The following is a 26632-nucleotide window of genomic DNA, read 5'->3' on the forward strand; positions in this document are numbered from 1 at the left end:
ACACACCTGAGCATGTGAAATGGGATGGAATGTCTAAGATTCCATCCTTATTCAATATTGCCATGCGCATTAAACATGATACAAGTCAGTTAATGTTCTTGACAAGTCATTTGTTACACGTTGCAACAGACTAATCACTCTTGAATATTCCATTCGTGTTGGTCCGATCACAGCAATTGTTCCTATTTGCTTTTCACCCAATGAATAAGTTGCAGTAATTAAACTACAATTTTCCATCGCAATATTGTTATTTTCTTTCCCAATCTTAATTGAAATACCTGCATTTTTCGTACGAAGCAAATCGTAAACTTGCTGTTCATGTTCAATCAGCGTTAATAGTGACTTTATACGCTGGAAATCGTGAAATTCAGGTTGACTGAGCATGTTTGTCTTTCCACCAAAATAAATTTTTTCATTTTGATTGAGTGACAACGTACCTGCCATGATTTTCACGAATGTATCATAGTTTTGAATATGAGACTTTAGAACATTTACGACCTCTTTGTAAATCCGATCATGCAACTCAAGGATTGGGACACCAACAAGGCGTTCGTTTAAGATGTTGACCATTTTTTCAATTTCACTTGGATCTATTGTACCCGGGAATGTAATCGTCTTATTTTCCACATGACCAGTGTTTGTCACGATGATCGCAACTGCTGTATCGTGGTTTATCGGTACAATTTGAATTCGTTTAAGACGGTTTTCATTTACCTTTGGTCCAAGAACAATTGAAGTATAATTTGTCAGCTCTGAAAGAATTTGCGCGGACTTTTGAACAACAATTTCCAGCTCGAAAATCCGTTCTGCAAAAATTGATTTAATTTGAGTTACATCGGTTTTTGTTAAGCGTTGTGGAGCCAAGAGATGATCGACATAATATCGATAACCCTTTTCTGATGGAACACGCCCTGATGAGCTATGTGTTTTCTCGATGAACCCTAAATCCTCCAAATCAGCCATATCATTACGAATTGTTGCAGAACTAAATGTAATTAGTTCCTTCTTGGAAAGGTACCTGGATCCAACAGGCTGTGCCGAATGTATGAAATCATCAATAATCACTTGGAGTATTAACAATTGGCGATCTGTAAGCAACGACATCACCTCTGTTAGCACTCTAGACACGCGAGTGCTAAATATATATAAGAATTTATCAAAACGATTGGTAAATGTCAATTAATTTAACCTGATTTATGATCAGCAGTGTTATCTTTTTGTATGGGAGATTAAATAGAAATAAACTCTTGAAATACTTCATTTCCTAGTAGTTTACCTTTTTCAGAAAGTTTTATGGATTCTTGAGAATTAATTAGGAGATCTTTTGTGACCAGTTCAGCAATTTGGTTTTGAAAAACTATGTCTAGTTGTAAATTGAATTTCTGTTGAAATTGTTTTTTTTGTACACCTTCTGTTTTACGAAGGCCTAAAAACATTTCTTCTTCCATTTTCTCTTTTTCAGTCACATGATGTTCTTCTAAAAGACCCAAACCCGATTCTTCAACCGCATCCATATACCGTTTAAGAGGCCCAATATTTGCTGTTCTTATTCCGTTTACATTCCCATGAGCACCTGCGCCAAAGCCATAATAATACTCATTATTCCAATACGTTAAATTATGACTACTTTCATAACCAGGAATTGAATAATTGCTTATCTCATATTGATTAAAACCACTTTGTGCCATTTTCTCCATCACTAGTTCATACATACTTGCTTCTTCATCATGAGGAGGTAATGATAATTTACCTTTTTCATTAAGTTGTAAAAAACAGTCTTTGGCTCAACGATTAGTGAGTAGGCTGAAAAATGTTGGACGTCTAGTGATAATGCAGTGTCGAGAGTCTCTTTAAAATCGTTGTATGTTTGACCAGGTAGACCATACATTAAATCTAGACTTATGTTATCAAAACCTGCCTGCTGGGCTAGTGTTAATGTCGAGAAAACGTCAGCTTTTCTATGTGCTCGTCCAATTTTAGCTAGCAACTCATCATTAAAACTTTGAACTCCAATGCTTAAGCGGTTTACTCCACCATTTTTTAATACATCTAGCTTTTCTAAAGTTAATTCACCTGGATTAGCTTCGACTGCAAATTCAATTAAATTGTGATCTGGTTTCAATTCTTCATGAATACCTTTTAACAAACGCTCAAGCTGCCCGGCTGATAGCGCAGTGGGTGTTCCTCCACCAATAAAAATTGTTTTTAAAGCTTGTGTTGGGAATTTATCCATTGTTGCAGACATTTCCTTTTGAAGCGATGTTAAATACTCATCAACTGGCTGATTTTTAAGAAAAACTTTATTAAAATCACAATAATGACAAATATGCTGACAAAAGGGTATGTGAATATACGCAGATCCGATCATGTTTTCACCTTCTATTAACTAAGAAGCCGCAGTTATTAGCTGCGGCTTTTTTATTCGTGTATTTTACTTATCGTCCATTTTTAATACTGCCATAAATGCTTCCTGTGGTACTTCAACTGATCCAACGATCTTCATTCGTTTTTTACCTTCTTTTTGTTTTTCAAGAAGTTTACGTTTACGTGAAATGTCTCCACCGTAACATTTAGCAAGTACGTTTTTACGCATTGCCTTGATCGTTGAACGTGCGACAACCTTTTGCCCGATTGCTGCTTGAATTGGAACTTCAAAATGCTGACGTGGAATTAGCTCTTTAAGCTTTTCAACGATAACCTTGCCACGTTCATATGCATTGTCGTTATGAACAATAAAGGAAAGAGCATCAATATTTTCTGCATTTAATAAGATATCCATTTTAACTAATTTAGATGGTTTGTAGCCAATTAATTCATAATCGAAAGAAGCGTAGCCCTTCGTATTTGATTTTAATTGATCAAAGAAATCATAGACGATTTCTGATAATGGAAGTTCGTATATAATGCTAACGCGTTTTTCATCTAAGTACTGCATGTCAACAAAAATTCCACGTTTGTTTTGGCATAATTCCATTACTGCACCAACATAATCGTTTGGAACCATCACTGTTGCTTTCACATACGGCTCTTCAATTCGCTCAATTTTCTGAGGATCTGGCATATTTGATGGGTTATCAATGCGCAGTTCTTCACCATTTGTAAGTAGTACTGTATAAATTACACTAGGAGCTGTTGTGATCAAATCAATTTTGAATTCACGTTCAACACGTTCTTGGATGATCTCCATATGAAGAAGTCCTAAAAATCCACAACGAAAACCAAATCCAAGTGCTTGAGATGTTTCAGGCTCAAATTGCAAGGCAGCATCATTTAATTCAAGCTTTTCTAAGGCATCACGCAAATCATTGTATCTTGCAGTGTCAATAGGATAAAGTCCACAATATACCATAGGATTCAGCTTACGATATCCAGGTAGCGCTTCAGTTGTTCCATTTTTTGCACTCGTAATGGTATCACCAACACGTGTGCCACCGACATTTTTAATTGCCGCTGTTAAGAAGCCAACATCACCGGTTGTTAATTCATCAAGTAAAAGTGGCTTTGGTGTAAAAACACCTACTTCTAATACTTCGAATTCTTTTCCAGTGGCCATCATGCGAATCTTTTCTCCAACTTTTACTGAACCTTCTACAACACGTATATAAGCGACGACACCACGATAAGGGTCATAAAGTGAGTCAAAGATTAGCGCTTTTAACGGTCCTTCAGGGTCACCAACAGGAGCAGGAACCTTTTGAACAACTTGTTCTAAAATTTCTTCAATTCCAATACCAGCTTTAGCAGAAGCTAAAACAGCCTCAGATGCATCAAGCCCTATTACGTCTTCTACTTCTTGTCTTACACGTTCAGGCTCTGCACTTGGTAAATCAATTTTATTGATGACAGGTAAAATTTCTAAATTATTATCTAGTGCCAAATAAACGTTTGCTAGCGTCTGCGCTTCAATCCCCTGTGCAGCATCAACAACAAGAATCGCCCCTTCACATGCAGCCAAGCTTCTAGAGACTTCATAAGTAAAGTCGACATGTCCTGGCGTGTCAATTAAATGGAACGTATAGATTTCTCCGTCTTTTGCTTTGTATTTCAATTGAACCGCATTTAACTTTATTGTAATTCCACGTTCTCTTTCAAGGTCCATAGAATCCAAAAGTTGATTTTTCATTTCGCGCTGAGCTAATGCGGATGTTTTTTCTAATATTCTGTCTGCTAATGTAGATTTCCCGTGATCAATATGAGCGATAATCGAGAAATTCCGAATTCTAGATTGTCTTAATAATTTTTCTTCTCTATTCATTGTCTGTTTTTCACTCCTACTAAACTTGCCAATACACTAGCTTTGATTATATCAATAGGGATAACAACATTCAATCTATAAAAAGAAATGCCTGTCCCTTAAGGAGACAGACCTGTTTTCTTATACTATCAGAAAGTATAAAATTTGATACTGTGTCTGCGTTTCTGAATCCAGCTCCAGCGCCTACAAGGCGCTTGCGCTTTTTTTCATTCCAATATTCCGTTAATCAAATTGGATAGATAGGTCATAAGAGATGAGGCTCCATCACTGACGACACCTGCAAATTTCTTGCCAATTTGAGAGAAAAAATTGAAGGCTTCAATTTGTTCAAGCTGTTCTTGTTTCTTTTGCAGATCTTGACTAGTAACAGTGCTTCCTAATATTGACGCTTCAAGCTCACCAGTTTGTTCATTTTCTACAGAAAAAGCACCACTTAACTCAGGATCGTTATACCCCTTCATTTTCAACATCCCCTGATTTGCTTGCTGCATCCCAATTAAAACACCAAATAGCAAAATCGAGACTAAAACAAAACACTTTAGCATGAATTTAACCATCTTTTTTCCCTCAAATCATTATTGTTTTACGCTTTCAGAATCAGCATTTACTTTTTCCGCTTGCCAGTAGAATTCGCTTATTACGTCCGCTACTGCGGCAGATGTATTCTTTAATTCGTCAAGGGTATTGTCGACTCCACCAAATTCGAGGAGCATTGCTTTGTTTGAGAGGTCTTGGTTGTAGACACCGTTGAAACCATCCCCTCCTTGTTTAAAAATACCTCTACTTAATCCAGGATATTTTTTTTGAAAAATTTCATGTAACTGTTTTGCAAGATCAGTGCTTGCGTTAGCGTTTGGATTATCTACTCCAATAACAAAAGCAATCTTGGCATATGATTTTTCGTTTATTTTTGTTGTTGTGACTTTTTTCCTTTGAGAATCACGATGGATGTCAATTAGGTACTCCAAGTCACGATTATTAGCCATTGCTGTTTGAACGACTTCTCTAGAAGCGGAATAAGATTTTCCATACTTCCAATTTCTCTGACCTAATATTCCTTGAATGTTTGTCTTCTCAACGTGAGCCCCAACTCCTCTAGACTCAAGTTCATTCTTTAACAATTCACTAACTAGGGTTACATTTGCTTTAGAGTGGTTTGCTAAATCTGGGTTATCCTCATCCTTTAAAAGAGGTAGATACGATTCCGTATTATGCGAATTATAAATATAAACTACCTTCCGATCACCTGTTGTAAGCGCAGGAGGATTATGAGGTTGCTCTGAATTAGGCTCTTCCAAACTTTCAATTGACGCCTCACGTTCCTGTTCCAATACCGCAGTTGGTGGTGCAGATTCAAACGGCATATTCGTGTAATTAGTTCCATCACCAGCAACAACAATCTCACTATCATATAATGAAAATCCAGGTAACTCTCTTCCTAGCAAACTTCTGGGGTCATCTGGATTAATACTTGTGCTTACTTTGAACAATATAGATGAAAGCTTTATTGGCTCATTATTAGGTAATGTTGATGTAAAATAGCGATTTTCAGCACCCAGTAAATGAAGAAACGCCTCACCATTTATATTTGTTGTTAAATCTGTAATTGATGAAGATGTGATTCGATATTCAGGTTTGAGTGAGGTAAGCATGCCTGATATTAAAAATGTCATCATGAGAGCGATAAAGCTTAGCATGATTGTTTTTTTAATGCTTGTCCCATCTAGAGTTAAGATCATATTACGACTTGTTCGAATGCGCTTCATTACTCATCCTCCTTCAAGCTTGTCTCTTTCATCGTATGTACAAGCTTGAAGAAGTAGAACTCTGTCTTATTTAATGTGTATAGGCCCCTGTGTTTCCTTGATCAACCTCTTGGTGAAGTGCAGTGTTCAATCCATTCGCAATCACATTTGCCATGTCATCAATAAACATGTCAACTTCTTTAGGTGTAACCATTAGATTGTGGCCTAGTGGTGATAACACTTCGTGGATGAGCTTGCGTTTTTCATCATCCTCAAGATTTCCAATTAACCCTAAATATTGATTGCGATGTTCTTCACCTGGCAAATCCTCGTCAGTCAAAACCTTTCGTTTTCCGAAACTCATTCCAGCGGGAACTAAGGACCGTGATGGTTTGTCACCCTCTGTTAATTCCCGCCCAATGTGTTTTAAAATGAAGTCAATTGTGTCACTCGTAATCGACACCGCATCAACAACGGTAGGAATCCCAATCGCAATTACAGGTATTCCGAGTGTTTCCTGACTTAACTCTTTACGTTTGTTCCCTACACCGGATCCTGGGTGGATTCCGCTGTCTGAAATTTGGATTGTTGTGTTTACCCTTTCAATTGAACGAGCGGCTAAAGCATCAATCGCAATCACAAAGTCAGGTTTCGATTGGTCTATAACACCCTTAATAATTTCACTTGTTTCAATTCCGGTAATCCCCATGACTCCTGGTACAAGTGCACTCACAGGACGAAAACCTTCTTCAACGTTTTCTGGTTGAAGATTGAAAAGATGCCGGGTGACTAATAAATTTTCAACCGCTAGCGGGCCAAGCGCGTCAGGGGTAACATTCCAATTTCCTAAGCCAACCACAAGGCAGCTATCATCTTTTTTTATTCCTAAATCAGTTAGAAACTGACTAAATTCCTGTGCGAATACATTAATCACTTTTTCTTGAAGTTCTGTATCCTTCTGACGAATTCCTTGAACTTCTAATGTTAAGTACTTACCTGCTTTTTTTCCTGTAACAGCCGTACCTTCCTCTGTAATTTCAATTGAGGAGATCTTGATGCCATCTTCGTCACGTTCTTTAACAATTACACCCTTTAAATCCTCTGATTCTGCCTGTGTGGTTTGTTTGTTACTTTCCACAGCCATCGTTCTTGCTTCTAAAGCTAAATCCGTACGAACCGAATATTGACTAAGATCTAATTCTTCTTTCATTTTGATTCCTCCCTCGCATATTATTTATTTTTGCCATAAAGTGTAGGAATCATTCTAATAAAAAGCGGAAGCGCCTTGTTCAGCCCCGACAAGCATAAGACGATTATAAATAGAAGGCGCTCTTTGCCTTCAATTTATAATTGACTTATGACCTCGAGGGGCTAGGCGCTGTAGCTGGATTCAGAAACGCATTCTAAGTATACTTTCTCACAATTAATTAGCTTAAAGGTGGATTCCCTTTACATTGCTATTGCATTATGTAAAGGCATTTGATAGAATATCCTTTGTTCTCATTAAAATTAAAATTCGAGTATTATAGATCTCGATCGACTTCTTAGGAGGTGAAAGATATGCCAAATATTAAATCTGCAATTAAACGTGTAAAAACAAATGACAAGCGTCGTGCACACAACGCTTCTATCAAATCTGCAATGCGTTCTGCTATTAAAAAGGTTGACGCAGTAGTTGTTAACAACGATACTGACAATGCAAAAGCTGCACTAGCTGAAGCAACAAAAAGAATCGACAAAGCAGCTCAAAGCGGTCTTATTCAAAAAAATACTGCAGCACGTTACAAATCTAACTTAGCGAAAAAAGTTAACGGATTAACTGCAACTGCATAATTAGAAAAAACGATCCAACTTGGGATCGTTTTTTTTATGCCGTATTTTTCGTAAATATTTTAATTAAAAAAAGCTCTAGCACTAGCTGTTTGTCTTTTCTTCCTGTTTTCATTTCATAGTCTGCTTGAGCAAGCTCCATTAAAATGCTCACTAATTCTTCTTCTCCAAATAACCTTGCTTGCTGCATCGCAAGCTTGACTCGAAAGGGATGAACTTTTACAGAGTTGGCAATTTGCTGTTGTCCATACCCCGCTTTTGATAACTCTTTTACCTGTAAAATTAATCGGAATTGATTAACCAGCAAAAATAGGATTTTTATCGGCTCTTCATTTGTTTTTAATAGATCATAAAAAATTTGAAGTGCTTGTGAACTTTTTCGCTGAACAACGTTTTCAATTAATTCAAAGATGTTTTGTTCCAACGACCTAGGCACAAGATTTCGAACGTCTTCTCTGGAAATCGTCCTACCTTCGCCTACATATGTACTTAACTTTTTTACTTCTTGGTTAATGATCGTTAAGTCACCGGCAGTCAGGATCATTAATTCTTCAAGCGCATTTTGTCCCATCAAGACCTTTTCATTTTGAACTAATTCCATTGTCCAGCTTGCGATGTCACGATCTGATAGTGAATTCATTTCTAACACAACTGAATTCTTTTTCACAAGCTTGGTAATTTTTTTTCGGTCATCTAGCTTTTCATATGGTGCAAAGAAAATCAGGATTGTATAAGGGGCCGGCTCATTCATGTATTGCTCTAATTTTCCTAAATGGTGTTCAATTTTTTCTTTTTTCTTTTCGCTCGTAAGAAATGAAGGATTTTTAATGACAACGATCCTTTTTTCTCCCATAAAAGGAAGCGTTTCTGCATCTTCAATTGCTTGATCAATTGTTGTTTCCTCCATATCATAAACAGATAAATTAAAATCCTTTTCTTCTTCCTGCAAGCCTGCATCAATAATAAGCTGAATGGTCTCCTGCATTAAAAACGATTCTTTCCCAACTAGTAAATACGTGGGCTGTAGCTGCTTTTTCTTTATATCTTTCCACACATCAAAAATCATGGTTATGCTCCCCTAACGTCCTTTTCAATTAGTTTAATCCTAAAAGGAAAAATCTAATTTGGCAAGGCTAAATAAAAGCGGAAGCGCCTTGTTCAGCCCCGACAAGCTAGACCTCGAGGCAGTCATAATCGCGACGTCCTGTCGCATTGACTGCACTAGCACGTCCTGTGCGTCGAAGCTGGATATCGAAACGCAATCTAGATAAATAAAATTATACATCTTTTATCCTGTAAAAAGGGAATTGACAGATTGTCAATTCCCTTTTTAATCTATGTGAACGCTAAGTTATAGAGCCTAGGTCACCTATAACTCAAGCGATACTACAAAGTAATAATCTTAGTGTAGCCTCGTAAACAGTTAATTATTTGTACATTCTGTTGTCAGAAATGGAAATTCAAATTAGAAGTATGTCAAATTCGTGACTAGGTATAAAAGAACATTTTACGACGATATAGATTTTTTTTAGATTTTCGCTTATACTAATTATGAAATAGGAGGGGTAACCGTGAACGAATTTGAAAAAAATGTACAAAGTAAACGAAACGATGCGGTTGATTCTGGCGTTGGTTTTGTTGTTTCATTCGGATTTTTTGCGATAATTTTTGTCATTGCTACTGTGATTGGCTTAATTGGTGCTTAAATGGTTCATTACATAGAGACTGCTGATGCAGTCTCTTTTCATTTGCCCGTTTATTAATTTAAGTATGTGTGAAAATCGTTCTTTATCTTACTATTATTGACTTTCTGTTTCTACTTCATCGTATGGAGGATGACTTGAAAACGTTCCACTATTTTCTTTAAATTGATACAATATAGCCCCATGCCTATCGGTTCTTAACAAAGGAATTCCTCTTTTATGAAGCTTTTCTAAAACTTCAGGATGTGGATGCTGATATCGATTATTGGCTCCTGCTGAAACAATGGCAACTTTCGGCTTGAGTTTATCTAAAAATGTATCAGAAGTTGAACCTTTGCTTCCATGATGTCCTATCTTAAGCACATCAACACTTATTGAAGGATAGGATCCCAGAATTGATTTCTCACCTTCGGTCTCCAAATCCCCTGTGAACAGCCAACTGAGCCCTCCAATCTTGGAATACATAACCAGAGAATCATCGTTTTTGCTTTCTGAGATATCTTTAGGCGACAAAATTAAAAATTCCAGATTGCCCGATTTTAAATGGTCGCCTGCATCCAATTCAGTAATTTTCACTCCCTTTTCTCTTGCTTTTAAAACAATATCTGTTTCTACCTTTCCTCTCACAAAACCAATCGGGACCACTAGTTCTTTTATTTTCATTTGCTCTAACAAGACACTTGCCTCTCCTACATGATCCATATCTCCATGTGTGAGAATTAGCTTGTCTATGGTCGTGACACCCTTTGATCGTAAGTAAGGAATTGTAATACTTTTCACGATCGAAAACGTCTTTCTTCTTTCCGCCCATTTTTCTTTCTGAAAATCAAGTCTTCCGCCGGTGTCAATAAGATAGGTTCCTTTGTTGTATGGCTCGTTTATTAAAATAGAATCTCCTTGCCCTACATCAATTACTAACACCTCTCCATTAGGATTAAAGTACGGTAGTAGCATGTGAATGACGTATACACAACTCATTGCTACTAAGGACATTTTGATCTTACGTACTGACTTCATTTGTTCAAATGTTAAAAAAAGATAGAGTGTAGAAAAAACGTACAATATTAAGAGGATTAATGAGGGTTTACCCAGTGTCAAGGTTGCAGCTGAAAGTGTTGAAGCAAAATAGACAATATAATGACTGCATTGGAGCAAATAGTCGAGAAAATTAATTATTATCATTCCCACAGCGGGGAAGAGATATTGAACAATGGCAGCTAATAGTGAGAGTGGCAATATTAAAAAAGAGTAAAAAGGAACAAACACCAAGTTCATTGGCAAACTAAGCAATGATACCTGATAAAAATGAAAGAGAAGCAAAGGTGTTGCACTTATTTGAGAAATTAAGGATATACCATTTAGCTTCAGGAACCATCCTTCAAAAGAAGCAATTGTAGAAGCAGATAGAATTAAACTTAGACTAACGACGTAGGAAAGCTGAAATCCAACATGAAAAAGAATATAAGGATTCAACAGTAGTAAAAACAAATAAGTCATACTAATAACATCTAGTGAGGTTAATGAGAGTCGCATTTGCTTGAATAAAAAATAAACCATAATCATTAGCGAAGCTCTTGCGACGGATGGTGCAGCTCCTGTAAGAAAGATATAAGCTGGCATAGCAAGGAATAGTATTGTTCGAGTCGTTTCATGTGTTAACCCAAAACGAATGAGTAAGAAGTACAAACCTCCTACCAATAGTCCTACATGAAGTCCTGAAATGGCCAAAAGATGAACGATTCCCAGATCTTGATAGGCAACTTCCAGATCTTCTTCAATCAACCCTCGATCTCCATATAACAGGGCTTGAACGATTCCTACTGATGTGCTTGGAAAATGATCTTCTAAAAAATTAAGACCATTTTGGCGAACTAGTTGGAGGTAAGTGAGTATATCTACTTCATCAAGGCTGCATTCTCCAAAAGTGCGGACTTCTAATTGCAAGTGAATTTTTTGATCATATAGAAATTGTTTATAACTAAAAGCATTTGGCATAGTTGGTAATTTGGGCTCTTTTAAATCTCCATCTATAAGACAATGACTTCCTGGTCGAATTGTTTTTAGATCATTTTTTTCTTCTTGTGATTTGAGATAATAAGAAAAAACAAATTCCTCTCCACTTTTGTCTTTAATGGACCCTTTAAACAAATCTCCATCAATGGTCGGAATCGATGAAATCTGAGCAATATTACGATAAACACCTTGTGTGAAATTCGACTTATTGTTGCTATCAATATAAGAAAAATAACCAACGAAAAGTAGGAAGACTAACATACAAAACAACATGAGTGGGTATTTTTTATGGAGAATTAATAACATAAAGAAAAAAATAATTAGGAGGACTATTGTAGGCTGAAAATTGGTTCGAGCGGCTGAAATCGCGAGTGTGGCAGTTAGGGCGAAGTAGAAAAGCTTTCCTTTCAAACAAAATACCTCAATTCTATTTTTAGATTATTTTTGTAATAAATAGAGCAATCGGTTGGTCACCGACTGCTCTTATTCTCCTGAAGAAATAGTCGATTTGCGATATCGTACAATGATTTTAACTCAACCTCATTTATATCAGTTGTTGACACTTTTTCTAGAATCTCTGATACAAATTCTCGTTTTTCTTGTGAATTCACATCCAAGGGCATGTCTACTAGCTCGACATACTCTACAGCAACTCCTGCTTGCTTGAAAAGTTCAATTGCATATGGATGGTTTTTGTAATTCACAGCATAATATACTGTTTTGATTCCACTTTGAATGATCGCTTTGCAACATTGTAAACAAGGAAAATGGGTAACGTATATTTCTGCCCCTTCTGTTGGAACACCAAACTTTGCGCATTGGATGATTGCATTCATTTCAGCATGTATCGTTCTAACACAATGATTATCAATTACGTAACACCCTTCATCCGAACAGTGTACACCCCCAGCAATTGAGCCATTATACCCTCCAGCAATCATTCGTTTATCACGAACGATTGTTGCTCCTACTGACAATCTTGTACATGTACTTCTTAAGGCTAATAAGTGACTTTGAGCCATAAAGTATTGATTCCAAGATATTCGCTCCACCTTAATTCCCCCTACCTCGACAAATTTCTTTCTCTAGTTTAACGAGAAACTGAAACTGTCGTCAATTCATTAATTAATGGTTATTTCTTCTTTCAGCTTTTCAAACGTTTTCTCCCCAATACCAGAAACATTTTTTAAGTCCTCTATACTTTTAAATAAGCCGTTTTCCTCTCTGTAAGAAAGAATTGCTTCCGCTTTTGATGGACCTATTCCCGTTAACGTCTGTAGCTGTTCAGATGTCGCTTGGTTAATATTAACCATACCTTCCGAGCTTGGTGAAGATGGATTAGCACTATTTCCTTGCACAAGCGCCGGCATCGCTTGTTCTTCGCCCTGTTTAGGAACATAGATAACCATACCATCTTCAAGAGGAGCAGCTAAGTTAATTAGCAGCTCATTCGCTTCCTTCGTTAGTCCACCTGCTTTAGAAATAACATGATGTATTCGATTGCCAGGCTCCATCTCGTACACTCCAGGTGCTGTAACGGCCCCTTTCACATCAATGACGAGATTTGGTATTACTTCAACCTCTTTTTGATTTTCTACACTCTCTTCTGACGCAGAAACTTGATCTGTGACAGCAGAGTCTTCAAGTAACAAAGAATCAATAGAAGTCTGCTGCGTTTCTTGATTTACGTTCGATTGGTAGAGAAATAACAAAAAAACGATCACAAGTAATGAAAGTACGCCTAGCCACTTTTTATTTTTTTGAATAAACTCCATAATAAGGAACTCCTTTCAGATTATAATCATAAACAGAAAAATAGTAACATATGGTGTATGAGTGAGACTGTTCATAAGGAGGGGTTGACATTGAACGTAGGTTTTATTGGAACAGGGAACATGGGGAGAATTCTTATTGAAGCTTTTATCGAATCGCATGCTCTCAGACCCTCATCCATTTACATGACAAATCGTACTTTAACGAAGGCATCCAACATTAAAAGTTTTTATCCAAACACAAACATTGTTAGGTCACCTGAAGAGGTTGTTGAACGTTCGGATCTAATCTTCATTTGTGTTAAACCATTAGATATTCACCCCCTTTTGTTAAAATTAAACCCATTATTACTACCCAATAAATGCATTATTTCTATTACGAGTCCGATCAACGTCGAGCAGCTTGAACAGTTGGTCAACTGTCAAGTTGCAAGAGTGATCCCTAGCATTACAAATCGTGCCCTTTCAGGTGTTTCTCTGTTAACCTTTGGAAAGTCATGTCATCGTGAGACAAAAAATATAATTGAAGAGTTGTTAAGAAAAATTTCTACGCCCGTTCACATTGAAGATGAAGTAACGAGGGTTTCTTCTGATATCGTAAGCTGTGGTCCAGCATTTTTCAGTTATATTTTACAACGATTTGTGGATGGAGCAGTGAAAGAAACAAGCATCACTCATGATCAGGCGGTACAATTAGCAAGTGAAATGATTATTGGAATGGGTAAATTACTAGAAACAGAACTGTACACACTACCAACACTTCAAGAAAAGGTATGTGTAAAGGGTGGAGTTACAGGTGAAGGTATCAAGGTGTTAGCAGCGGAAACAGGAGAAATGTTTGAAAAACTTTTCAAAAGTACTCATGATAAATATTATGAAGATATTGAGCATATAACCCAACAATTTGGGAAGTAATTATTGTTCAAGGGTACTATTCTACATCATATAAATTAATTCCTGCAAAAAAAGCAAAAAACCATCGAAAAATTTTCGATGGTTTTTTGCTTTTTTCCTAAATGCTTTTCTTAGCTACAAAAAAAACTCTTTCAGTTGTGGAATGGGGACTAGAAGCAGGCTCAAAATCTGAGTTGATTTCCAGAACATCTAAAGAAGTTGCTTCTAGCCAGGTTTTATATTGCTCAATTGAAAAGGTTCGTTGCTGATGAATTTCATCATAACGTTGATAAGTTGTTCCTTGTTTTACAAAAAACGTCATATCATGTTCAATACTGTTTGGTTCATCGCCTAGGTAGGAATTCCATATAAAACTGATCTCTTCATTTTGATCAGTAAATGTGGAACCTGAAAAGATCTCATGTATTTTATAAAGCGAGTGTACATCAAAAATAAGGAGACCATTCTCACTTAACTGTTGATAGGCCGCTTGAAAGGTATCTTGAACATCCTCTTCACTTTTTAAGTAATTCAATGAATCACAGCAAATCATGATCACATCAAAAGGATCCTGAAATCCATTCATACTACGCATATCTTGTTGTAAAAACAGAATATTCTTCTTGTTTTCTAAAGCTTTATTTTGAGCAACTGAGAGCATTTCTCCGCTTAAATCAATCCCTGTCACAACAAATTGATTCCCAGCCATTTTTAAAGAAAGCTCACCTGTTCCACATCCTAAATCAAGCAACTTATTGCCACCATTTCCATGACGAGAGATGATCGTTAATAAATAATCATTCCATTGCTCATATGGTGCATCTTGCATAAGTTCATCGTAGATATAGGCAAAGCCTTGATAGATCATTGACTTAATTCACTCGTTAAATCCTCTACAGGTGCATCTCCCCATAACCGCTCTAGGTTGTAGTAGCTGCGCTCATCTTTATGGAAAACATGAACAACCACATCACCTAAATCTATTAATACCCACCTAGCTTCTTCTAATCCTTCTAATTTGTTGACATGAATGTCAAGTTCACCAGCTTTATCTTTAATCTCTCTTGAAATAGCCTGTACTTGTTTATCAGAATTTCCGTGACAAATTAAAAAGTAATCAGCAATTAACGAGATTCCTTTCATTTTTAAAGCGATTAAATTTTCAGCACGTTTGCTGTCTGCAGCTTTTGCCGCTGTTGCTAATATTTCTCTACCATTATTCATTTATAGGGTAATCCTCCTTTTATATGAAACACTTACCAAGTTAATGCTTTAAAACAAGTGAATTGTATGTCTCAATCGTATCTGGATAAATCGCTTGATTTTTCTTAAGTAAAAAAGTAATCGTATTTTGTAAGGTTTTAATAAGTGCGGAATTCAACTCTTGCCTGGCAAGCTCACGAACTTCTTCGACACCAGGAAAATGACGTCCTGGCTCAATATAATCCGCAACATAGATTATTTTCTCAAGTAATGACATATTTACTCGTCCTGAAGTGTGATATTTAATTGCATTTAAAACATCAGCGTCTTCAATTCCGACTTCTTTTTTCACAAGATATGCACCCACAGGAGCATGCCATAATTCCGAATTATACTGAAGAAGAATTTGAGGCATTTTTTGTTCCAAAATAATTTTCTTCATTTCATCTTTATTACGGAATTTTGCGTAATCATGGAAAATAGCAGCTTGTTCGACCTTTTTTACGTCTTCTCCGTATTTCTCTGCTAATATAATCGCTGTTTCCATAACGCCTAGAGTATGAGTGTATCGATGGTCAGTTAACTGTCTTTTAACTACCTCTAATGCATCCTTTCGTTCCATCATCACTTTGGTAAATTAATCTTCTTGTTTTCTTTTGATTCTTTATATAAAACAACGATATTACCGATAACTTGAACAAGTTCTGCTTTCGTTCCTTTACTAAGTTGCCCTGCTACAGTGTCTTTATCATCTTCACAATTTTGTAGCACTGTAATTTTGATCAATTCACGAGCTTCGAGTGCTTCCGAAATTTGTTTAATCATATTCTCATTGACGCCACCTTTTCCAACTTGAAAAATTGGATTTAAGTGATGCGCTTGAGAGCGTAATTCACGTTTTTGTTTTCCTGTTAACATGATGTTCCTCCTAGCTTGTCATAAACAATGTTTGTCATAGTTTTGATGTTTGGCTTTTGCCCAGTCCAAAGCTCAAAAGAAAGTGCAGCTTGATGAACGAACATTCCAACGCCATTATGAGCAATTAAGCCACGTTCTTCAGCGTTTTTTAAAAGCGTTGTTTTAATTGGGTTATATACGATATCACTTATAACACAATGTGTAGCTGCTTTTTCTAACTTTATCGGACTTGCAGAAACATTAGGATGTAAGCCTACGGATGTTGTATGAATAACAACATCATAGTTTTCTAAGTGCTCTTGGGCATCTTTTATTGATAACGCTTTGCTATTTACTTCGTAAGGACATTGTTGCACAAGCATCCCTGCGTTTTCAATTGTTCGATTGCAAACATCAATATCACTGCAGCCCTTTGAAGCTAGAGTATAATAAATCGCTCTCGCCGCTCCACCAGCTCCAATGATTAAATAGCGGTGTTCATTCAATGATTTAGTTAGTACCGTTTGCAAGGATTCTACATAGCCATTTCCATCCGTATTATAGCCAATTAACCTACCATTTTCATTAACAACCGTGTTCACTGCACCGATTAATTTAGCTGTCTTATCCACTTCATCTAAAAAAGGTAGGATTGAAACCTTATGAGGAATCGTAACATTAAACCCTTTAATGTTAAGCAACTTTAAGGCTTTAATACCTTCTTTTAGTTCAGTGGGATCAAGATGAAAAGCTTGATAATACGATTGTGAATTTAGTTCTAGAAAGGCAGCATTGTGGATGGAAGGTGACATCGAATGTGCAACCGGGCATCCAATTAAGCCATACACGTTCCCCATGTTTCTCTCTCCTATTTAAATTAACGATTTTCTTACCGTAATGTTTACACCTTTTGGAGCATATGCGACGATTTTTTTCCCTGGCTCATTTACAGTCACCCAACCTAAACCAGAGAAGACGATATCTGTTTTCCCCTCTTTTACCATAAATTCATGAGCGATCAGTTTCGGAAACCCCTCGACATCCTCCATTCGTGGTGGTTGAAGTAAGTCTCCGGCATGCCTTTCATATAGACTATCCGCATTTTCCTGTTTTGTCCGATGAATGGTAAGTTCGTTGGGTATATAGCAAACGATTGACGTTTTGCCTCCCGTCATATAATCAAAACGAGCTAGTCCACCAAAATAAAAGGTTTGTCCTTCATTTACTTGAAAAACCTTTGGCTTTATTTCTTTTTTTGGCGTTAAAATTTTTAAATCTCGCTTATCAACAAAATGGGCCATTTGATGATGGTTTATGATGCCAGGTGTATCATAAAGTGACGCACCATTCTCGAGTGGAATCTCAATCAAATCTAAGGTTGTCCCAGGATAATGTGACGTTGTGATCAGATCTTGCACACCAGCAACTTCCTTAATCATTCGGTTAATAAACGTTGACTTTCCAACATTTGTACAGCCAACAACATAGACGTCTTGCCCTTTTCTATATTGATCGATCAATTCTGCTACTTCAGCTATACCATTACCTCTTGCTGAACTAACAAGGCAGACATCAATTGGTTGCAAGCCTAGCTCTTTTGCTTCTCTTTTCATCCAATGTATTAATTTTTGATGCTTGACCGATTTTGGTAAAATATCAACTTTATTTCCAACTAATAGAATTGGATTATTACCAACAAAACGTTGAATACCCGGTAGCCAACTGCCATTAAAATCAAAAATATCAACGATCTTAACGATTAATCCTTTATTTTCACCGATTCCATGAAGAATCTTTAAGAAGTCATCGTCTGTTAGAGAAACATCTTGAATTTCATTGTAATTCTTTAATCGAAAGCAACGCTGACAGATGATATCTTCTTTTTGAGTAGCACTTTCTGGAGCATAGCCAAGTCCACTCGGATCACCTGTTTGAATCTTTACTCCACACCCAATGCATACGTATTGCTCTTCTAGCACGATCTTATTCCTCCCACTGAATCATACCTTTTCGCTTTAATGTAGCCATAATTCTTCGTTCAACTTTACGATTGAATCTTGTAAATAAGCCATCTGATGATGCAACTGGTACAACAAGAATCGTATGAAACCCATTCCTGTTTCCACCAAGGACATCCGTTAACAATTGATCACCTATTACAACAACTTCTTCTTTTTTGAGATTCATTCTTTTCACTGCACTCAGAAACGCCTTACCCATAGGCTTGCGAGCCTTATAAATAAAAGGAATATTTAAAGGATCTGAAAAAGCTTTCACTCGTTTTTCATTATTATTTGAAACAATTGTGACCTCAATACCCTGTTCTTTTACTTCCTTGAACCACTCCATTAATTTTGGTGTAGCGCTAGGACGATCCCACTCGACAAGCGTATTGTCTAAATCTGTAATAATCCCCTTAACGCCACGTTCTTTTAAAGTTTGTGGTGATATATGAAAGATACTTTTTACATATTCTCCTGGTAAAAATAGTTTTATCAATTGTTAGACACCTCGTAGTTTTATTAAAAAAAGCGCAAGCGCCTTGGGTCAGCCCCGACAAGCATAAGGCGATTCTAAATAGAAGTCGTTCTTTGCCTTCAATTTAGAATTGACTTATGACCTCGAGGCAGTCAAGAACGCGACGTCCTGTCGCATTGACTGCACTAGCACGTCCTGTGCGTCGGGGCTAGGCGCTGGCAGTCAAGAACGCGACGTCCTGTCACATTGACTGCACTAGCACGTCCTGTGCGTCGGAGCTGGATTCAGAAACGGCATACTGAATCTTATAATTATATAAATTCTGATAGTATTAGCGCAAGCGCATTTGTTAGCCATACTACATCATATCTAATTTCACGCTGACTTTCAAAAGAAACTAAGTATTTATGCTGTAAATACGGTAAAATATAAAAACTTTTCGACAAAAATAAAGAACGTTAGACAGTTGTGGATAAAACTATACACATTATCCACCCTTTATTACCATAATTTATCAAACGTTATGAACATCCTACCCACAACTTATCCACCGATAAATGTGGATAAGAGAACGATTGTTCCATTTCTCTATTCATGTTAGATTAGGGTTACTAGCAGAAAATAACATATTAGTATATGCATAATTATAAAGGATAGAACACTTTACAAAACAAAAGCGCAGGCGCCTTGGTCAGCCCCGACAAGCATATGACGATTATAAATAGAAGGTGCTTTTTCCTTCAATTTATAATTGGCTTATGACCTCGAGGCAGTCGAGAACGCGACGTCCTGTGCGTCGGAGCTGGATGCAGAAACGCTATCCAAAGTTTTAAATTTTTATAATTTACTATACCACTAAAAATGTTTGGGAGGTGCTAAAGCCAATACTTGGCTAACCATCATGCGAAAACTTTCTGACGAGTTATTAATCGAATCCTATTATAAAGCAACAGAAATGAAATTAAGCGATGACTTTATTCAATTAATCACAATTGAAATTAAACGCCGCTCATTAGGACATGTATTAAGGGTCTCTTCTTAAACCCCTGGACACGCCCTTGCGGCTTTTTTTTTGCCTTCTTTTTTTAAATTACCCTTATTTTACCACTAACTTCACATTTCATTAAAATCATCTATGTCCTTATCTCTTCTCCTGTTAAAACGAAGCTAAGTAGAGATATATCAACCTTACCAGCTATAGCCAAAGCTCAATTCTGTGCGAGAATGTCGCTTTTAAGAATATTTTCATAAATAAGTCTTGCACCTTTTGGAGTTAAATGATTACCTGATGGATCAATAATTCCAGACTTTAAAAGAGCCTTATCCGTGTCTCCACCTGCTTCATAAACCATATAAGACCAATGATCTACAAGTACAATCTCATTCTTGAATGCCAATTCCCTCACACTGTTGTTATAAGAATTATGCCACTTTCTAGCACCACCTACATCTTCGTAATATGCTTCCTTGTATCTTGTGTAATAAAAGTGATCTGAACCATTTCCTTCAACAATTGGTAAACACGTCATTAACACCGGTTTCCCACCGGATTTTTCTATTTTCTTAATAAAATAAATAAGATTCTCTCTAAATCTTTCCTTACTAACTCTTGGTTTATTTTTCTCAAGAAATGCAGCATCATTTGTTCCAAACATAATTAACACAAGTTCAGGAGATTGTTTGAGTACATCTCTCTTCAATCGTTTTCTCGCATCCTCAGTTGTTTCCCCACTGATTCCTGCATTCATGATAGCAGTTGTAGAATTGCCTTTTGCTCCAGTGATCGATGCTGCAAGCAAATTGACCCACTTGTCAGTTTCTTGATATTTATGGTTTGTCCAGTTAGCTCCTTGTGTGTTGCTGTCACCGAAGGCCACAATTTTGTATCGATCCACTCTCCCACTACACCCCACTAAAAACACTAGTGATAATGTAAGGAAGATTAGTAGTTTTTTCATGTTGTTACCTCCATCTAAAATAAAACATGCTGTTTATTATAACTTCCCCCCGAGTCAAAAGAAATAACTCTTGCACAATTTTTTAGGCAAGTTCAGATGTACAGACACGAACAAGCTAGCTCTTACATACATATTACTAATAGGCACTTGCCTACATATCGAACGTGGAGGTGGAGGGATGTCAGCGGTCTTAACAGCGCTAGGGTATTTTATAAAGGAATTAGTATTCTTAGTATCTTACGTAAAAAACAATGCCTTTCCACAGCCTTTGTCAGCAACAGACGAAAAGAAATACTTGGGTCTTATGGCAGAGGGTGACGAGTATGCGAGGAACTTATTAATCGAACATAATTTAAGGCTCGTAGCTCATATTGTAAAAAAATTCGAAAACACTGGGGAAGACTCAGAGGATCTTATTTCGATTGGAACAATAGGCTTAATTAAGGCGATAGAAAGCTATTCTCAAGGTAAGGGCACAAAGCTTGCAACCTATGCTGCCCGTTGTATTGAAAACGAAATCCTCATGCATTTACGCGCTTTAAAGAAGACAAAAAAAGATGTGTCCCTTCACGACCCAATTGGTCAAGATAAGGAAGGAAATGAAATTAGTTTAATTGATGTATTGAAATCTGAAACTGAGGATGTAATTGATACCATTCAATTAAACATGGAGCTTGAAAAGGTAAAAGAATTTATCGATATTTTAGATGATCGTGAAAAAGAAGTCATCGTGGGACGGTTCGGATTAGATTTACAAAAAGAAAAAACGCAACGAGAAATTGCCAAAGAACTAGGCATTTCTAGAAGCTATGTATCTAGAATTGAAAAAAGAGCTTTGATGAAAATGTTTCATGAATTTTACCGCGCTGAAAAGGAAAAAGAGAAAAGAAAAAAACAAAAAGAATAAAAAGGACTACTCAGTTGTGTCTGCCCCCTTTAGTAACAATCACCAAGAGGAGGGCAGACACTTTACTTGAGCAGCCCTTTTATCTGTAATTAAAAGTATTCAGTAAGAAAATAACTCTCACTACGCAGTATCCTTCTCCAAAGTTAAGTGTATAAGCAATTCCATTTTCAACATTTTAACCACTCCTTTTCTAATTTTTAATTGTGATAATCTTAGAGATCCCTAAATATTTCATGCTGTTTTATTCTTGCTTCATCCATCATTTTTTTTATATGCTGTTCTTTCTCATAATCCTGTAAAGATCTTTTCACTTTTTTAATCGTTAAGGTTACAAATATAAGGTTTATCGTCATTACTTCTCACCTCCTTTCAATTCGAGTGTTACCTTTTAGATTGCCAGCTGGTTCATCTTAAAGGCACAAAAATGCCGCAGGGATTCCCTGTGGCATTTTTAATAGCATACATATAAAACGCCACAGATTGATCTACTCAACCTGTGGCGAATATCACTCAATTAAAAAAGAAGTAGTTACTGTGATACACCGAAGTGGTCGAATAGATTATTCATTTGTAATTTGTTTAAGCCAGCTAGAGTTAATGGAACCATGATCATCTTCTTCGACCTCCTTTTAATAAATTAATTATTCTATTGGTAATTATATCCACGTTTTCGGTAATTGTAAACCCCTTTTTTGGATATTTTTTCATTTGTATTTTTTTACTTAAAATCAATTATAAAAAGGACCTCCAAAATCAAGGAGGTCCTTACTGTTATACTTACAATTTATCGAGTTGCTTTTTGTACTTTAATGAAATTTTAAAGCAAGTAAATGATCCTATTAAGAAAACAAGGGTGGTAACCATTAGAACAAGATCTTTAATGCTCGAATCTTGGCCTTGTTCAGGAATTAGTACTCCTATATATAAGAAAACGCTGACTGCTAATAAAGCATGAGCATATCGTTTAAAGTCTATCATTAATGGGCGTAGCTTCTTTTCATCCATCTAAGATCACCTACTAGGGTTTTTGGTGTGTTAACTACACCTTAACATAATCTAGTAGACTATGAAGCATGTAAATATCGCCAATATTTTAGCTTAAAGCTCGTTTTAAATCTTCAATTAAATCATCAACATCTTCAATTCCTACTGAAATACGTAGCAACCCGTCTGTTATCCCTAATTCTGCACGACGATCAGCTGGAATAGAAGCATGTGTCATACGTGCAGGTGCTGAGATTAAGCTTTCAACTGCACCTAGGCTTTCTGCAAGTGTAAAATACTTAATCTTAGCCAAAACCGCATCTGCCTTTTCTTGACTTCCTACATCAAACGAAATCATTCCTCCAAATCCTGCTGCTTGTTTCTTAGCAGTCTCATGATTTGGGTGATTTTCCAGACCTGGGTAATAAACTTTATCAACAGCTGGGTGTTCGACTAGGAATTTAGCAATTGCATGTGTATTTCCTTCGGTCGCATCCATTCGGAGTGCTAATGTTTTAATACCACGCATCAGTAACCAAGAGTCCTGTGGCCCTAAAACACCTCCTGTTGAGTTTTGAACGAAGTGAAGGTCCTTTGCTAGCTTTTCAGATGAAACGACAACAAGACCTGCTACAACGTCGCTATGGCCACCAATATATTTTGTTGCACTATGAAGTACGATATCTGCTCCAAGTGTTAGTGGTGTTTGAAAATAAGGTGTACTAAACGTATTATCAACGATTGTTAGCAGATTGTGTTTCTTAGCAAGTACTGCTGCTGCTTCAATGTCAGTAATTTTCAACAGTGGATTTGTAGGTGTCTCAATATAAAGTGCCTTCGTATTTTCTTGGACTGCATGTTCAATTGTAGCTAAGTCACTTGTATCCACGAAAGTAGATTGTATGCCTAGTCTATTTAACACTTTTGTCATGACGCGATACGTTCCACCATAAACATCATCTGTTAGAATGACATGATCTCCACTGTCAAAAAGCATCATGATTGCAGTGATAGCTGCCATTCCTGATCCGAACGCAAAACCAGCTGTTCCTTCTTCAAGATCCTTGATTAGTTCTTCTAATGCATGACGTGTTGGGTTACCGGTTCTAGAGTATTCAAAACCCTTAAAATTGCCTACTCCATCCTGCTTATACGTACTCACTTGATAAATAGGAACAGAAACCGCACCTGTATGAGGATCTCCGACGATGCCACCATGAATCATTTTTGTTTTACGTTTCAAGTTAAATTCCTCCCTCATATATTTTCTTACTTAAGTATCTTTCACTGCTATCTGCAAAAATTGTCACGATATTCGTACCAGGTTTTGCATTGGACGCTTCAATCAACGCTGCATGCAAGGCTGCACCAGAAGAGCTTCCAACAAGAAGTCCTTCTTTCTGCGCAAGTTCTTTTACACGCTGAAATGCATCTACATCAAGGACGGTGTGAATGCTATCAAAATAGGTGTCATCCATATATTCTGGAAGAAATTCCATTCCAATTCCTTCTGTTTTATGTGGACCAGACTCGCCACCATTTAAAATCGAGCCCTCTGGCTCAACAATTACTGTTTTAATCTGTTTGTTTTGATCTTTCAAGAACTGAGCAGTTCCCATGAATGTCCCACCAGTTCCAGCACCAGCAACAAAGACATCAATCCTACCTTCAAGCTGTTTCCACATTTCTGGTCCAAGTGTTTTGTAATATGTTTTAGGATTGATTGGATTCTGAAATTGCTGCGGGCAGTATGAATTAGGAATCTCTTTTAATAGCTCCTGGCATTTTTTAATGGCACCTTTAATTCCTTCCTCAGAAGGTGTATTCACAACCGTTGCTCCAAGTGCCCTCATGATGTCCTGCTTTTCAATACTGAACTTCTCTGGAACGCAGACGACTACTTTTATGTTGCGATTAAGTGCCGCTAGCGCAAGACCAATCCCAGTATTTCCTGCAGTAGGCTCAATTATTGTGCCACCTTCACCAATTTTCCCAGTTAAAAAGGCATCTTCAATTAATTCAACGCCAAGGCGATCCTTAATACTGCCACCCGGGTTATAAAATTCAAGCTTGGCAAACAATCTTACATCGTGAGACAAATCAAAATGAGTTAATTCGATCATAGGAGTTTTTCCAATTAACTCATGTATTCCTCTGACAACGTTCATAAAATTCACTCCTAATTCTGGTCCAACACTTTTTATTGATTTACATTTTCTACAATTTTCAAGACAAGATTAGCAGAGTTCTTTGCGGCTTGATCTAAAAACTGTTCAAAAGAAAGGTCAGATTCTTTTCCTGCAATATCAGATAAAGCCCGAATGACAACAAATGGAGTTTCAAATTGATGACATACTTGTGCAATTGCCGCAGCTTCCATTTCAACTGCGAAGAGATCTTGGAATTTAGTACGAATGTACTCGACGCGAACTGGGTCATTCATAAATGAATCTCCTGTTGCAATTAACCCCTTCACAACTTGGATATCGTTAATTTCTTCCGCTTTTTTAACCGCAATCTCGATCAGGTTAAAATCTGCTTTATATGCAGCTGGCAGTCCTGGCACCTGTCCATACTCATATCCGAAAGCAGTTACATCAACATCATGGTGACGAACCTCTGTAGAAATTACAACATCTCCTACATTTAATGCTTCATGAAAACCACCAGCTGATCCTGTATTAATAACACAATTCGGTTTATAACGATCTAATAGCAGTGTGGTACTTAGAGCAGCATTTACTTTACCGATTCCTGATTTAAGCAAAACTACTTCAATGCCATTATAAGTACCTTCTGTGAATTCACTACCTGCAATTACCTCTTGTTTCGTATTTTCAAGTTGATTTCTAAGTATGATTACTTCTTCTTCCATTGCTCCAATAATTGCGATTTTCATTATCTTGTCAAATCCTTTCGTTCTTAGCTTTGTTATTTTTTTACTGCTTCACTCAACCAAACAAAATCATTCATTTGTGTAAATGTGACAGTAAATCCGTTATCTTCGAATATTGTTTTCAAAACGGACAGTGTCGTATAATATTCTGTCTCGAGGTCCTTAGCTAAATTAAAATAATTTTGTTGGGTTGCTTTTTTAATCATTTGTTTGTGAGCAAATTCATCGACGAAAACAGTGTCAGCAAATACTATTTTACCATTTTTTTTGAGCAAGTTACTATAACTTGAAATTGCTTGATTTTTTTCGTTATCCGTTAGGTGATGAAACGCATACGTACTTACTATGGTATCAATATCTTCTAGTGGCTTAGGGAACGAAATAAAATCACCATCAGCTAAGAGTGCATCAGCACTAAGTTTGTTTAGTGCTTTTTCGCGCATAGGTGCAGAAGGCTCAATTCCATATACCTTTTTACCACTAACAATTAATTTTTGTGTTAAGTTGCCTGTCCCTACCCCAAATTCTAAAACAACTAGACCTGATTTGTTTGTTACTGCTTCTAATATTTGATCGTACCGAACGAATACTTCTTTATACTCCGTATCCTGTCCGTTTACCGTTGTATCATAAGTGTGTGCCCAGTTCTCGAATAAATCCAAAAACTCTCTACCCATATTTTTCACTCTCCACTAAACTATACAATTCCTATAAGTATAGTATGAATTGTGAACAGAATTGTTCTTAATTTAACATAAAGTACGGCTTTCTTCAACGAAAAGAGACTTAGTCCTTCTAGCCTTTTAATAAATAATTTGCTAAACTTATGTCAAGAGTTTTAACGTTTTGGAGGAAAAAGAAAATGAATTTCCAGCTCGACTTTTTAAAAGATAAAATAGAGATTTTTGAAGCTGAAAACATAAAAGATTTAGAGAAGAGAATTAATGAACAAATTGTTCATAATCAGGCGATTTTATTGGGTGTTCATTCTGTGACACATCAAATGCATGTAACCGAGGAAGGTAGAAGGTTTTATAGTGCTGTGGTTCATTTTAAAGCAAAGTAAGAGGCTGACCTAGGTCAGCCTCTTACTTTTT

General features: G+C 36.7%; 29 protein-coding genes and 1 pseudogene. 6 read left to right on the forward strand and 24 right to left on the reverse strand.

Annotated features, from left to right (window positions below; genetic code table 11):
- Positions 1 to 69: 69 nt before the first annotated feature.
- The 6 genes and pseudogenes from hrcA to gpr all read right to left on the reverse strand — a co-directional run bounded on the left by hrcA (position 70) and on the right by gpr (position 7210).
- Positions 70 to 1098, reverse strand: a complete 1029-nt coding sequence (gene hrcA / locus ACFFIX_RS01145) for a heat-inducible transcriptional repressor HrcA (protein ID WP_378929651.1) — start codon at positions 1096 to 1098, stop codon at positions 70 to 72.
- 131 nt (positions 1099 to 1229) lie between these two features.
- Positions 1230 to 2365, reverse strand: a pseudogene (gene hemW, locus ACFFIX_RS01150) (radical SAM family heme chaperone HemW).
- Between the two features lie 66 nt (positions 2366 to 2431).
- Positions 2432 to 4255, reverse strand: a complete 1824-nt coding sequence (lepA, locus tag ACFFIX_RS01155) for a translation elongation factor 4 (RefSeq protein ID WP_378929653.1) — start codon at positions 4253 to 4255, stop codon at positions 2432 to 2434.
- A 206-nt stretch (positions 4256 to 4461) separates the two neighbouring features.
- Positions 4462 to 4800 (reverse strand): YqxA family protein, encoded by a 339-nt coding sequence (locus ACFFIX_RS01160; protein ID WP_378929655.1) that lies wholly within the window; start codon positions 4798 to 4800, stop codon positions 4462 to 4464.
- A 30-nt stretch (positions 4801 to 4830) separates the two neighbouring features.
- Positions 4831 to 6021, reverse strand: coding sequence for a stage II sporulation protein P (gene spoIIP / locus ACFFIX_RS01165; RefSeq protein ID WP_378929657.1), 1191 nt, complete (start codon positions 6019 to 6021; stop codon positions 4831 to 4833).
- 70 nt (positions 6022 to 6091) lie between these two features.
- Positions 6092 to 7210, reverse strand: coding sequence for a GPR endopeptidase (gene gpr, locus ACFFIX_RS01170; RefSeq protein WP_378929659.1), 1119 nt, complete (start codon positions 7208 to 7210; stop codon positions 6092 to 6094).
- 350 nt (positions 7211 to 7560) lie between these two features.
- Between gpr and rpsT the strand changes: the two genes are divergently transcribed.
- Positions 7561 to 7833 carry a 30S ribosomal protein S20 gene (rpsT, locus tag ACFFIX_RS01175; RefSeq protein WP_378929661.1) on the forward strand — a complete coding sequence of 91 codons (273 nt, stop codon included), beginning with the start codon at positions 7561 to 7563 and terminating at the stop codon, positions 7831 to 7833.
- A 34-nt stretch (positions 7834 to 7867) separates the two neighbouring features.
- Here the strand turns inward: rpsT and holA are convergent, their stop codons facing one another.
- Entirely contained in the window at positions 7868 to 8896 is a 1029-nt protein-coding gene (gene holA, locus ACFFIX_RS01180; RefSeq protein ID WP_378929663.1) for a DNA polymerase III subunit delta, read from the reverse strand.
- A gap of 505 nt (positions 8897 to 9401) precedes the next feature.
- On the opposite strand from holA, the gene ACFFIX_RS01185 reads away from it, so the two are divergent.
- Positions 9402 to 9536, forward strand: a complete 135-nt coding sequence (locus ACFFIX_RS01185; protein ID WP_378929665.1) for a YqzM family protein — start codon at positions 9402 to 9404, stop codon at positions 9534 to 9536.
- Between the two features lie 93 nt (positions 9537 to 9629).
- On the opposite strand, the gene ACFFIX_RS01190 is transcribed toward ACFFIX_RS01185, so the two are convergent.
- The 3 genes from ACFFIX_RS01190 to ACFFIX_RS01200 form a co-directional block, all read right to left on the reverse strand.
- Positions 9630 to 11957 (reverse strand): DNA internalization-related competence protein ComEC/Rec2, encoded by a 2328-nt coding sequence (locus ACFFIX_RS01190; protein ID WP_378929667.1) that lies wholly within the window; start codon positions 11955 to 11957, stop codon positions 9630 to 9632.
- 59 nt (positions 11958 to 12016) lie between these two features.
- The gene (locus ACFFIX_RS01195) at positions 12017 to 12598 is read right to left on the reverse strand and encodes a ComE operon protein 2 (protein ID WP_378929669.1); all 582 of its coding nucleotides are present in this window, start codon (positions 12596 to 12598) and stop codon (positions 12017 to 12019) included.
- Between the two features lie 69 nt (positions 12599 to 12667).
- Positions 12668 to 13321 carry a helix-hairpin-helix domain-containing protein gene (locus ACFFIX_RS01200; protein WP_378929671.1) on the reverse strand — a complete coding sequence of 218 codons (654 nt, stop codon included), beginning with the start codon at positions 13319 to 13321 and terminating at the stop codon, positions 12668 to 12670.
- A 90-nt stretch (positions 13322 to 13411) separates the two neighbouring features.
- Here ACFFIX_RS01200 and comER point away from each other — a divergent pair, with 90 nt between their 5' ends.
- Positions 13412 to 14233 carry a late competence protein ComER gene (gene comER, locus ACFFIX_RS01205; RefSeq protein ID WP_378929673.1) on the forward strand — a complete coding sequence of 274 codons (822 nt, stop codon included), beginning with the start codon at positions 13412 to 13414 and terminating at the stop codon, positions 14231 to 14233.
- 97 nt (positions 14234 to 14330) lie between these two features.
- On the opposite strand, the gene ACFFIX_RS01210 is transcribed toward comER, so the two are convergent.
- Genes ACFFIX_RS01210 through ACFFIX_RS01240 form a run of 7 tightly spaced genes read right to left on the reverse strand, consistent with a single transcriptional unit; the run spans position 14331 to position 18811 of the window.
- Positions 14331 to 15080, reverse strand: a complete 750-nt coding sequence (locus tag ACFFIX_RS01210) for a class I SAM-dependent DNA methyltransferase (protein WP_378929675.1) — start codon at positions 15078 to 15080, stop codon at positions 14331 to 14333.
- On the reverse strand, positions 15077 to 15436 hold the full coding sequence (rsfS, locus tag ACFFIX_RS01215) for a ribosome silencing factor (RefSeq protein ID WP_378929678.1): 360 nt from the start codon (positions 15434 to 15436) through the stop codon (positions 15077 to 15079). The genes ACFFIX_RS01210 and rsfS overlap by 4 nt, the downstream gene beginning before the upstream one ends.
- Before the next feature lie 40 nt (positions 15437 to 15476).
- Positions 15477 to 16037, reverse strand: coding sequence for a bis(5'-nucleosyl)-tetraphosphatase (symmetrical) YqeK (gene yqeK, locus ACFFIX_RS01220; protein WP_378930346.1), 561 nt, complete (start codon positions 16035 to 16037; stop codon positions 15477 to 15479).
- Between the two features lie 2 nt (positions 16038 to 16039).
- Positions 16040 to 16333, reverse strand: coding sequence for a ribosome assembly RNA-binding protein YhbY (gene yhbY / locus ACFFIX_RS01225; protein ID WP_378929680.1), 294 nt, complete (start codon positions 16331 to 16333; stop codon positions 16040 to 16042).
- Entirely contained in the window at positions 16327 to 17169 is an 843-nt protein-coding gene (gene aroE / locus ACFFIX_RS01230; RefSeq protein WP_378929682.1) for a shikimate dehydrogenase, read from the reverse strand. Before aroE ends, yhbY begins: the two co-directional genes overlap by 7 nt.
- A 15-nt stretch (positions 17170 to 17184) precedes the next feature.
- Positions 17185 to 18291 (reverse strand): ribosome biogenesis GTPase YqeH, encoded by a 1107-nt coding sequence (gene yqeH / locus ACFFIX_RS01235; RefSeq protein ID WP_378929684.1) that lies wholly within the window; start codon positions 18289 to 18291, stop codon positions 17185 to 17187.
- 4 nt (positions 18292 to 18295) lie between these two features.
- Entirely contained in the window at positions 18296 to 18811 is a 516-nt protein-coding gene (locus ACFFIX_RS01240) for a YqeG family HAD IIIA-type phosphatase (RefSeq protein WP_378929686.1), read from the reverse strand.
- A gap of 880 nt (positions 18812 to 19691) precedes the next feature.
- Between ACFFIX_RS01240 and ACFFIX_RS01245 the strand changes: the two genes are divergently transcribed.
- The gene (locus ACFFIX_RS01245; RefSeq protein ID WP_378929688.1) at positions 19692 to 19832 is read left to right on the forward strand and encodes a sporulation histidine kinase inhibitor Sda; all 141 of its coding nucleotides are present in this window, start codon (positions 19692 to 19694) and stop codon (positions 19830 to 19832) included.
- A gap of 166 nt (positions 19833 to 19998) precedes the next feature.
- Here the strand turns inward: ACFFIX_RS01245 and ACFFIX_RS01250 are convergent, their stop codons facing one another.
- On the reverse strand, positions 19999 to 20748 hold the full coding sequence (locus tag ACFFIX_RS01250; RefSeq protein WP_378929690.1) for an SGNH/GDSL hydrolase family protein: 750 nt from the start codon (positions 20746 to 20748) through the stop codon (positions 19999 to 20001).
- A gap of 178 nt (positions 20749 to 20926) precedes the next feature.
- Between ACFFIX_RS01250 and sigK the strand changes: the two genes are divergently transcribed.
- Complete coding sequence (gene sigK, locus ACFFIX_RS01255; protein ID WP_378929692.1) at positions 20927 to 21655, forward strand: RNA polymerase sporulation sigma factor SigK; 729 nt, start codon at positions 20927 to 20929, stop codon at positions 21653 to 21655.
- Between the two features lie 212 nt (positions 21656 to 21867).
- On the opposite strand, the gene ACFFIX_RS01260 is transcribed toward sigK, so the two are convergent.
- The 6 genes from ACFFIX_RS01260 to ACFFIX_RS01285 form a co-directional block, all read right to left on the reverse strand.
- On the reverse strand, positions 21868 to 22008 hold the full coding sequence (locus ACFFIX_RS01260; protein ID WP_378929694.1) for a YrzI family small protein: 141 nt from the start codon (positions 22006 to 22008) through the stop codon (positions 21868 to 21870).
- Positions 22009 to 22432: 424 nt separating this feature from the next.
- Positions 22433 to 22660, reverse strand: a complete 228-nt coding sequence (locus tag ACFFIX_RS01265) for a YrhC family protein (protein WP_378929696.1) — start codon at positions 22658 to 22660, stop codon at positions 22433 to 22435.
- An 88-nt stretch (positions 22661 to 22748) separates the two neighbouring features.
- Positions 22749 to 23882 carry a bifunctional cystathionine gamma-lyase/homocysteine desulfhydrase gene (locus ACFFIX_RS01270; protein ID WP_378929698.1) on the reverse strand — a complete coding sequence of 378 codons (1134 nt, stop codon included), beginning with the start codon at positions 23880 to 23882 and terminating at the stop codon, positions 22749 to 22751.
- 1 nt (position 23883) lies between these two features.
- On the reverse strand, positions 23884 to 24807 hold the full coding sequence (locus tag ACFFIX_RS01275; protein ID WP_378929700.1) for a PLP-dependent cysteine synthase family protein: 924 nt from the start codon (positions 24805 to 24807) through the stop codon (positions 23884 to 23886).
- Between the two features lie 32 nt (positions 24808 to 24839).
- Positions 24840 to 25538, reverse strand: coding sequence for a 5'-methylthioadenosine/S-adenosylhomocysteine nucleosidase (gene mtnN, locus ACFFIX_RS01280; RefSeq protein ID WP_378929702.1), 699 nt, complete (start codon positions 25536 to 25538; stop codon positions 24840 to 24842).
- 32 nt (positions 25539 to 25570) lie between these two features.
- Entirely contained in the window at positions 25571 to 26212 is a 642-nt protein-coding gene (locus ACFFIX_RS01285) for a class I SAM-dependent methyltransferase (RefSeq protein WP_378929704.1), read from the reverse strand.
- Positions 26213 to 26397: 185 nt separating this feature from the next.
- On the opposite strand from ACFFIX_RS01285, the gene ACFFIX_RS01290 reads away from it, so the two are divergent.
- Positions 26398 to 26601: a DUF2536 family protein gene (locus ACFFIX_RS01290; RefSeq protein ID WP_378929706.1), complete on the forward strand. Its 204-nt coding sequence runs from the start codon at positions 26398 to 26400 to the stop codon at positions 26599 to 26601.
- Positions 26602 to 26632: the final 31 nt, after the last annotated feature.

Source organism: Metabacillus herbersteinensis (genome assembly GCF_042433335.1).
GTDB lineage: Bacteria > Bacillota > Bacilli > Bacillales > Bacillaceae > Metabacillus > Metabacillus herbersteinensis.

Coding starts and splice junctions, on each gene's coding strand:
- spoIIP (WP_378929657.1), bottom strand. CDS start 6,021: ATGAAGCGCATTCGAACAAGTCGTAATATGATCTTAACTCTAGATGGG.
- ACFFIX_RS01250 (WP_378929690.1), bottom strand. CDS start 20,748: ATGAAAAAACTACTAATCTTCCTTACATTATCACTAGTGTTTTTAGTG.
- aroE (WP_378929682.1), bottom strand. CDS start 17,169: ATGGGGAACGTGTATGGCTTAATTGGATGCCCGGTTGCACATTCGATG.
- ACFFIX_RS01200 (WP_378929671.1), bottom strand. CDS start 13,321: ATGGAGTTTATTCAAAAAAATAAAAAGTGGCTAGGCGTACTTTCATTA.
- holA (WP_378929663.1), bottom strand. CDS start 8,896: ATGATTTTTGATGTGTGGAAAGATATAAAGAAAAAGCAGCTACAGCCC.
- rsfS (WP_378929678.1), bottom strand. CDS start 15,436: ATGAATAATGGTAGAGAAATATTAGCAACAGCGGCAAAAGCTGCAGAC.
- ACFFIX_RS01285 (WP_378929704.1), bottom strand. CDS start 26,212: ATGGGTAGAGAGTTTTTGGATTTATTCGAGAACTGGGCACACACTTAT.
- ACFFIX_RS01210 (WP_378929675.1), bottom strand. CDS start 15,080: ATGATCTATCAAGGCTTTGCCTATATCTACGATGAACTTATGCAAGAT.
- yqeK (WP_378930346.1), bottom strand. CDS start 16,037: ATGGAACGAAAGGATGCATTAGAGGTAGTTAAAAGACAGTTAACTGAC.
- sigK (WP_378929692.1), top strand. CDS start 20,927: ATGTCAGCGGTCTTAACAGCGCTAGGGTATTTTATAAAGGAATTAGTA.
- ACFFIX_RS01290 (WP_378929706.1), top strand. CDS start 26,398: ATGAATTTCCAGCTCGACTTTTTAAAAGATAAAATAGAGATTTTTGAA.
- gpr (WP_378929659.1), bottom strand. CDS start 7,210: ATGAAAGAAGAATTAGATCTTAGTCAATATTCGGTTCGTACGGATTTA.
- ACFFIX_RS01260 (WP_378929694.1), bottom strand. CDS start 22,008: ATGACGATAAACCTTATATTTGTAACCTTAACGATTAAAAAAGTGAAA.
- ACFFIX_RS01245 (WP_378929688.1), top strand. CDS start 19,692: ATGCGAAAACTTTCTGACGAGTTATTAATCGAATCCTATTATAAAGCA.
- lepA (WP_378929653.1), bottom strand. CDS start 4,255: ATGAATAGAGAAGAAAAATTATTAAGACAATCTAGAATTCGGAATTTC.
- rpsT (WP_378929661.1), top strand. CDS start 7,561: ATGCCAAATATTAAATCTGCAATTAAACGTGTAAAAACAAATGACAAG.
- ACFFIX_RS01160 (WP_378929655.1), bottom strand. CDS start 4,800: ATGCTAAAGTGTTTTGTTTTAGTCTCGATTTTGCTATTTGGTGTTTTA.
- yhbY (WP_378929680.1), bottom strand. CDS start 16,333: ATGTTAACAGGAAAACAAAAACGTGAATTACGCTCTCAAGCGCATCAC.
- ACFFIX_RS01275 (WP_378929700.1), bottom strand. CDS start 24,807: ATGAACGTTGTCAGAGGAATACATGAGTTAATTGGAAAAACTCCTATG.
- mtnN (WP_378929702.1), bottom strand. CDS start 25,538: ATGAAAATCGCAATTATTGGAGCAATGGAAGAAGAAGTAATCATACTT.
- ACFFIX_RS01265 (WP_378929696.1), bottom strand. CDS start 22,660: ATGGATGAAAAGAAGCTACGCCCATTAATGATAGACTTTAAACGATAT.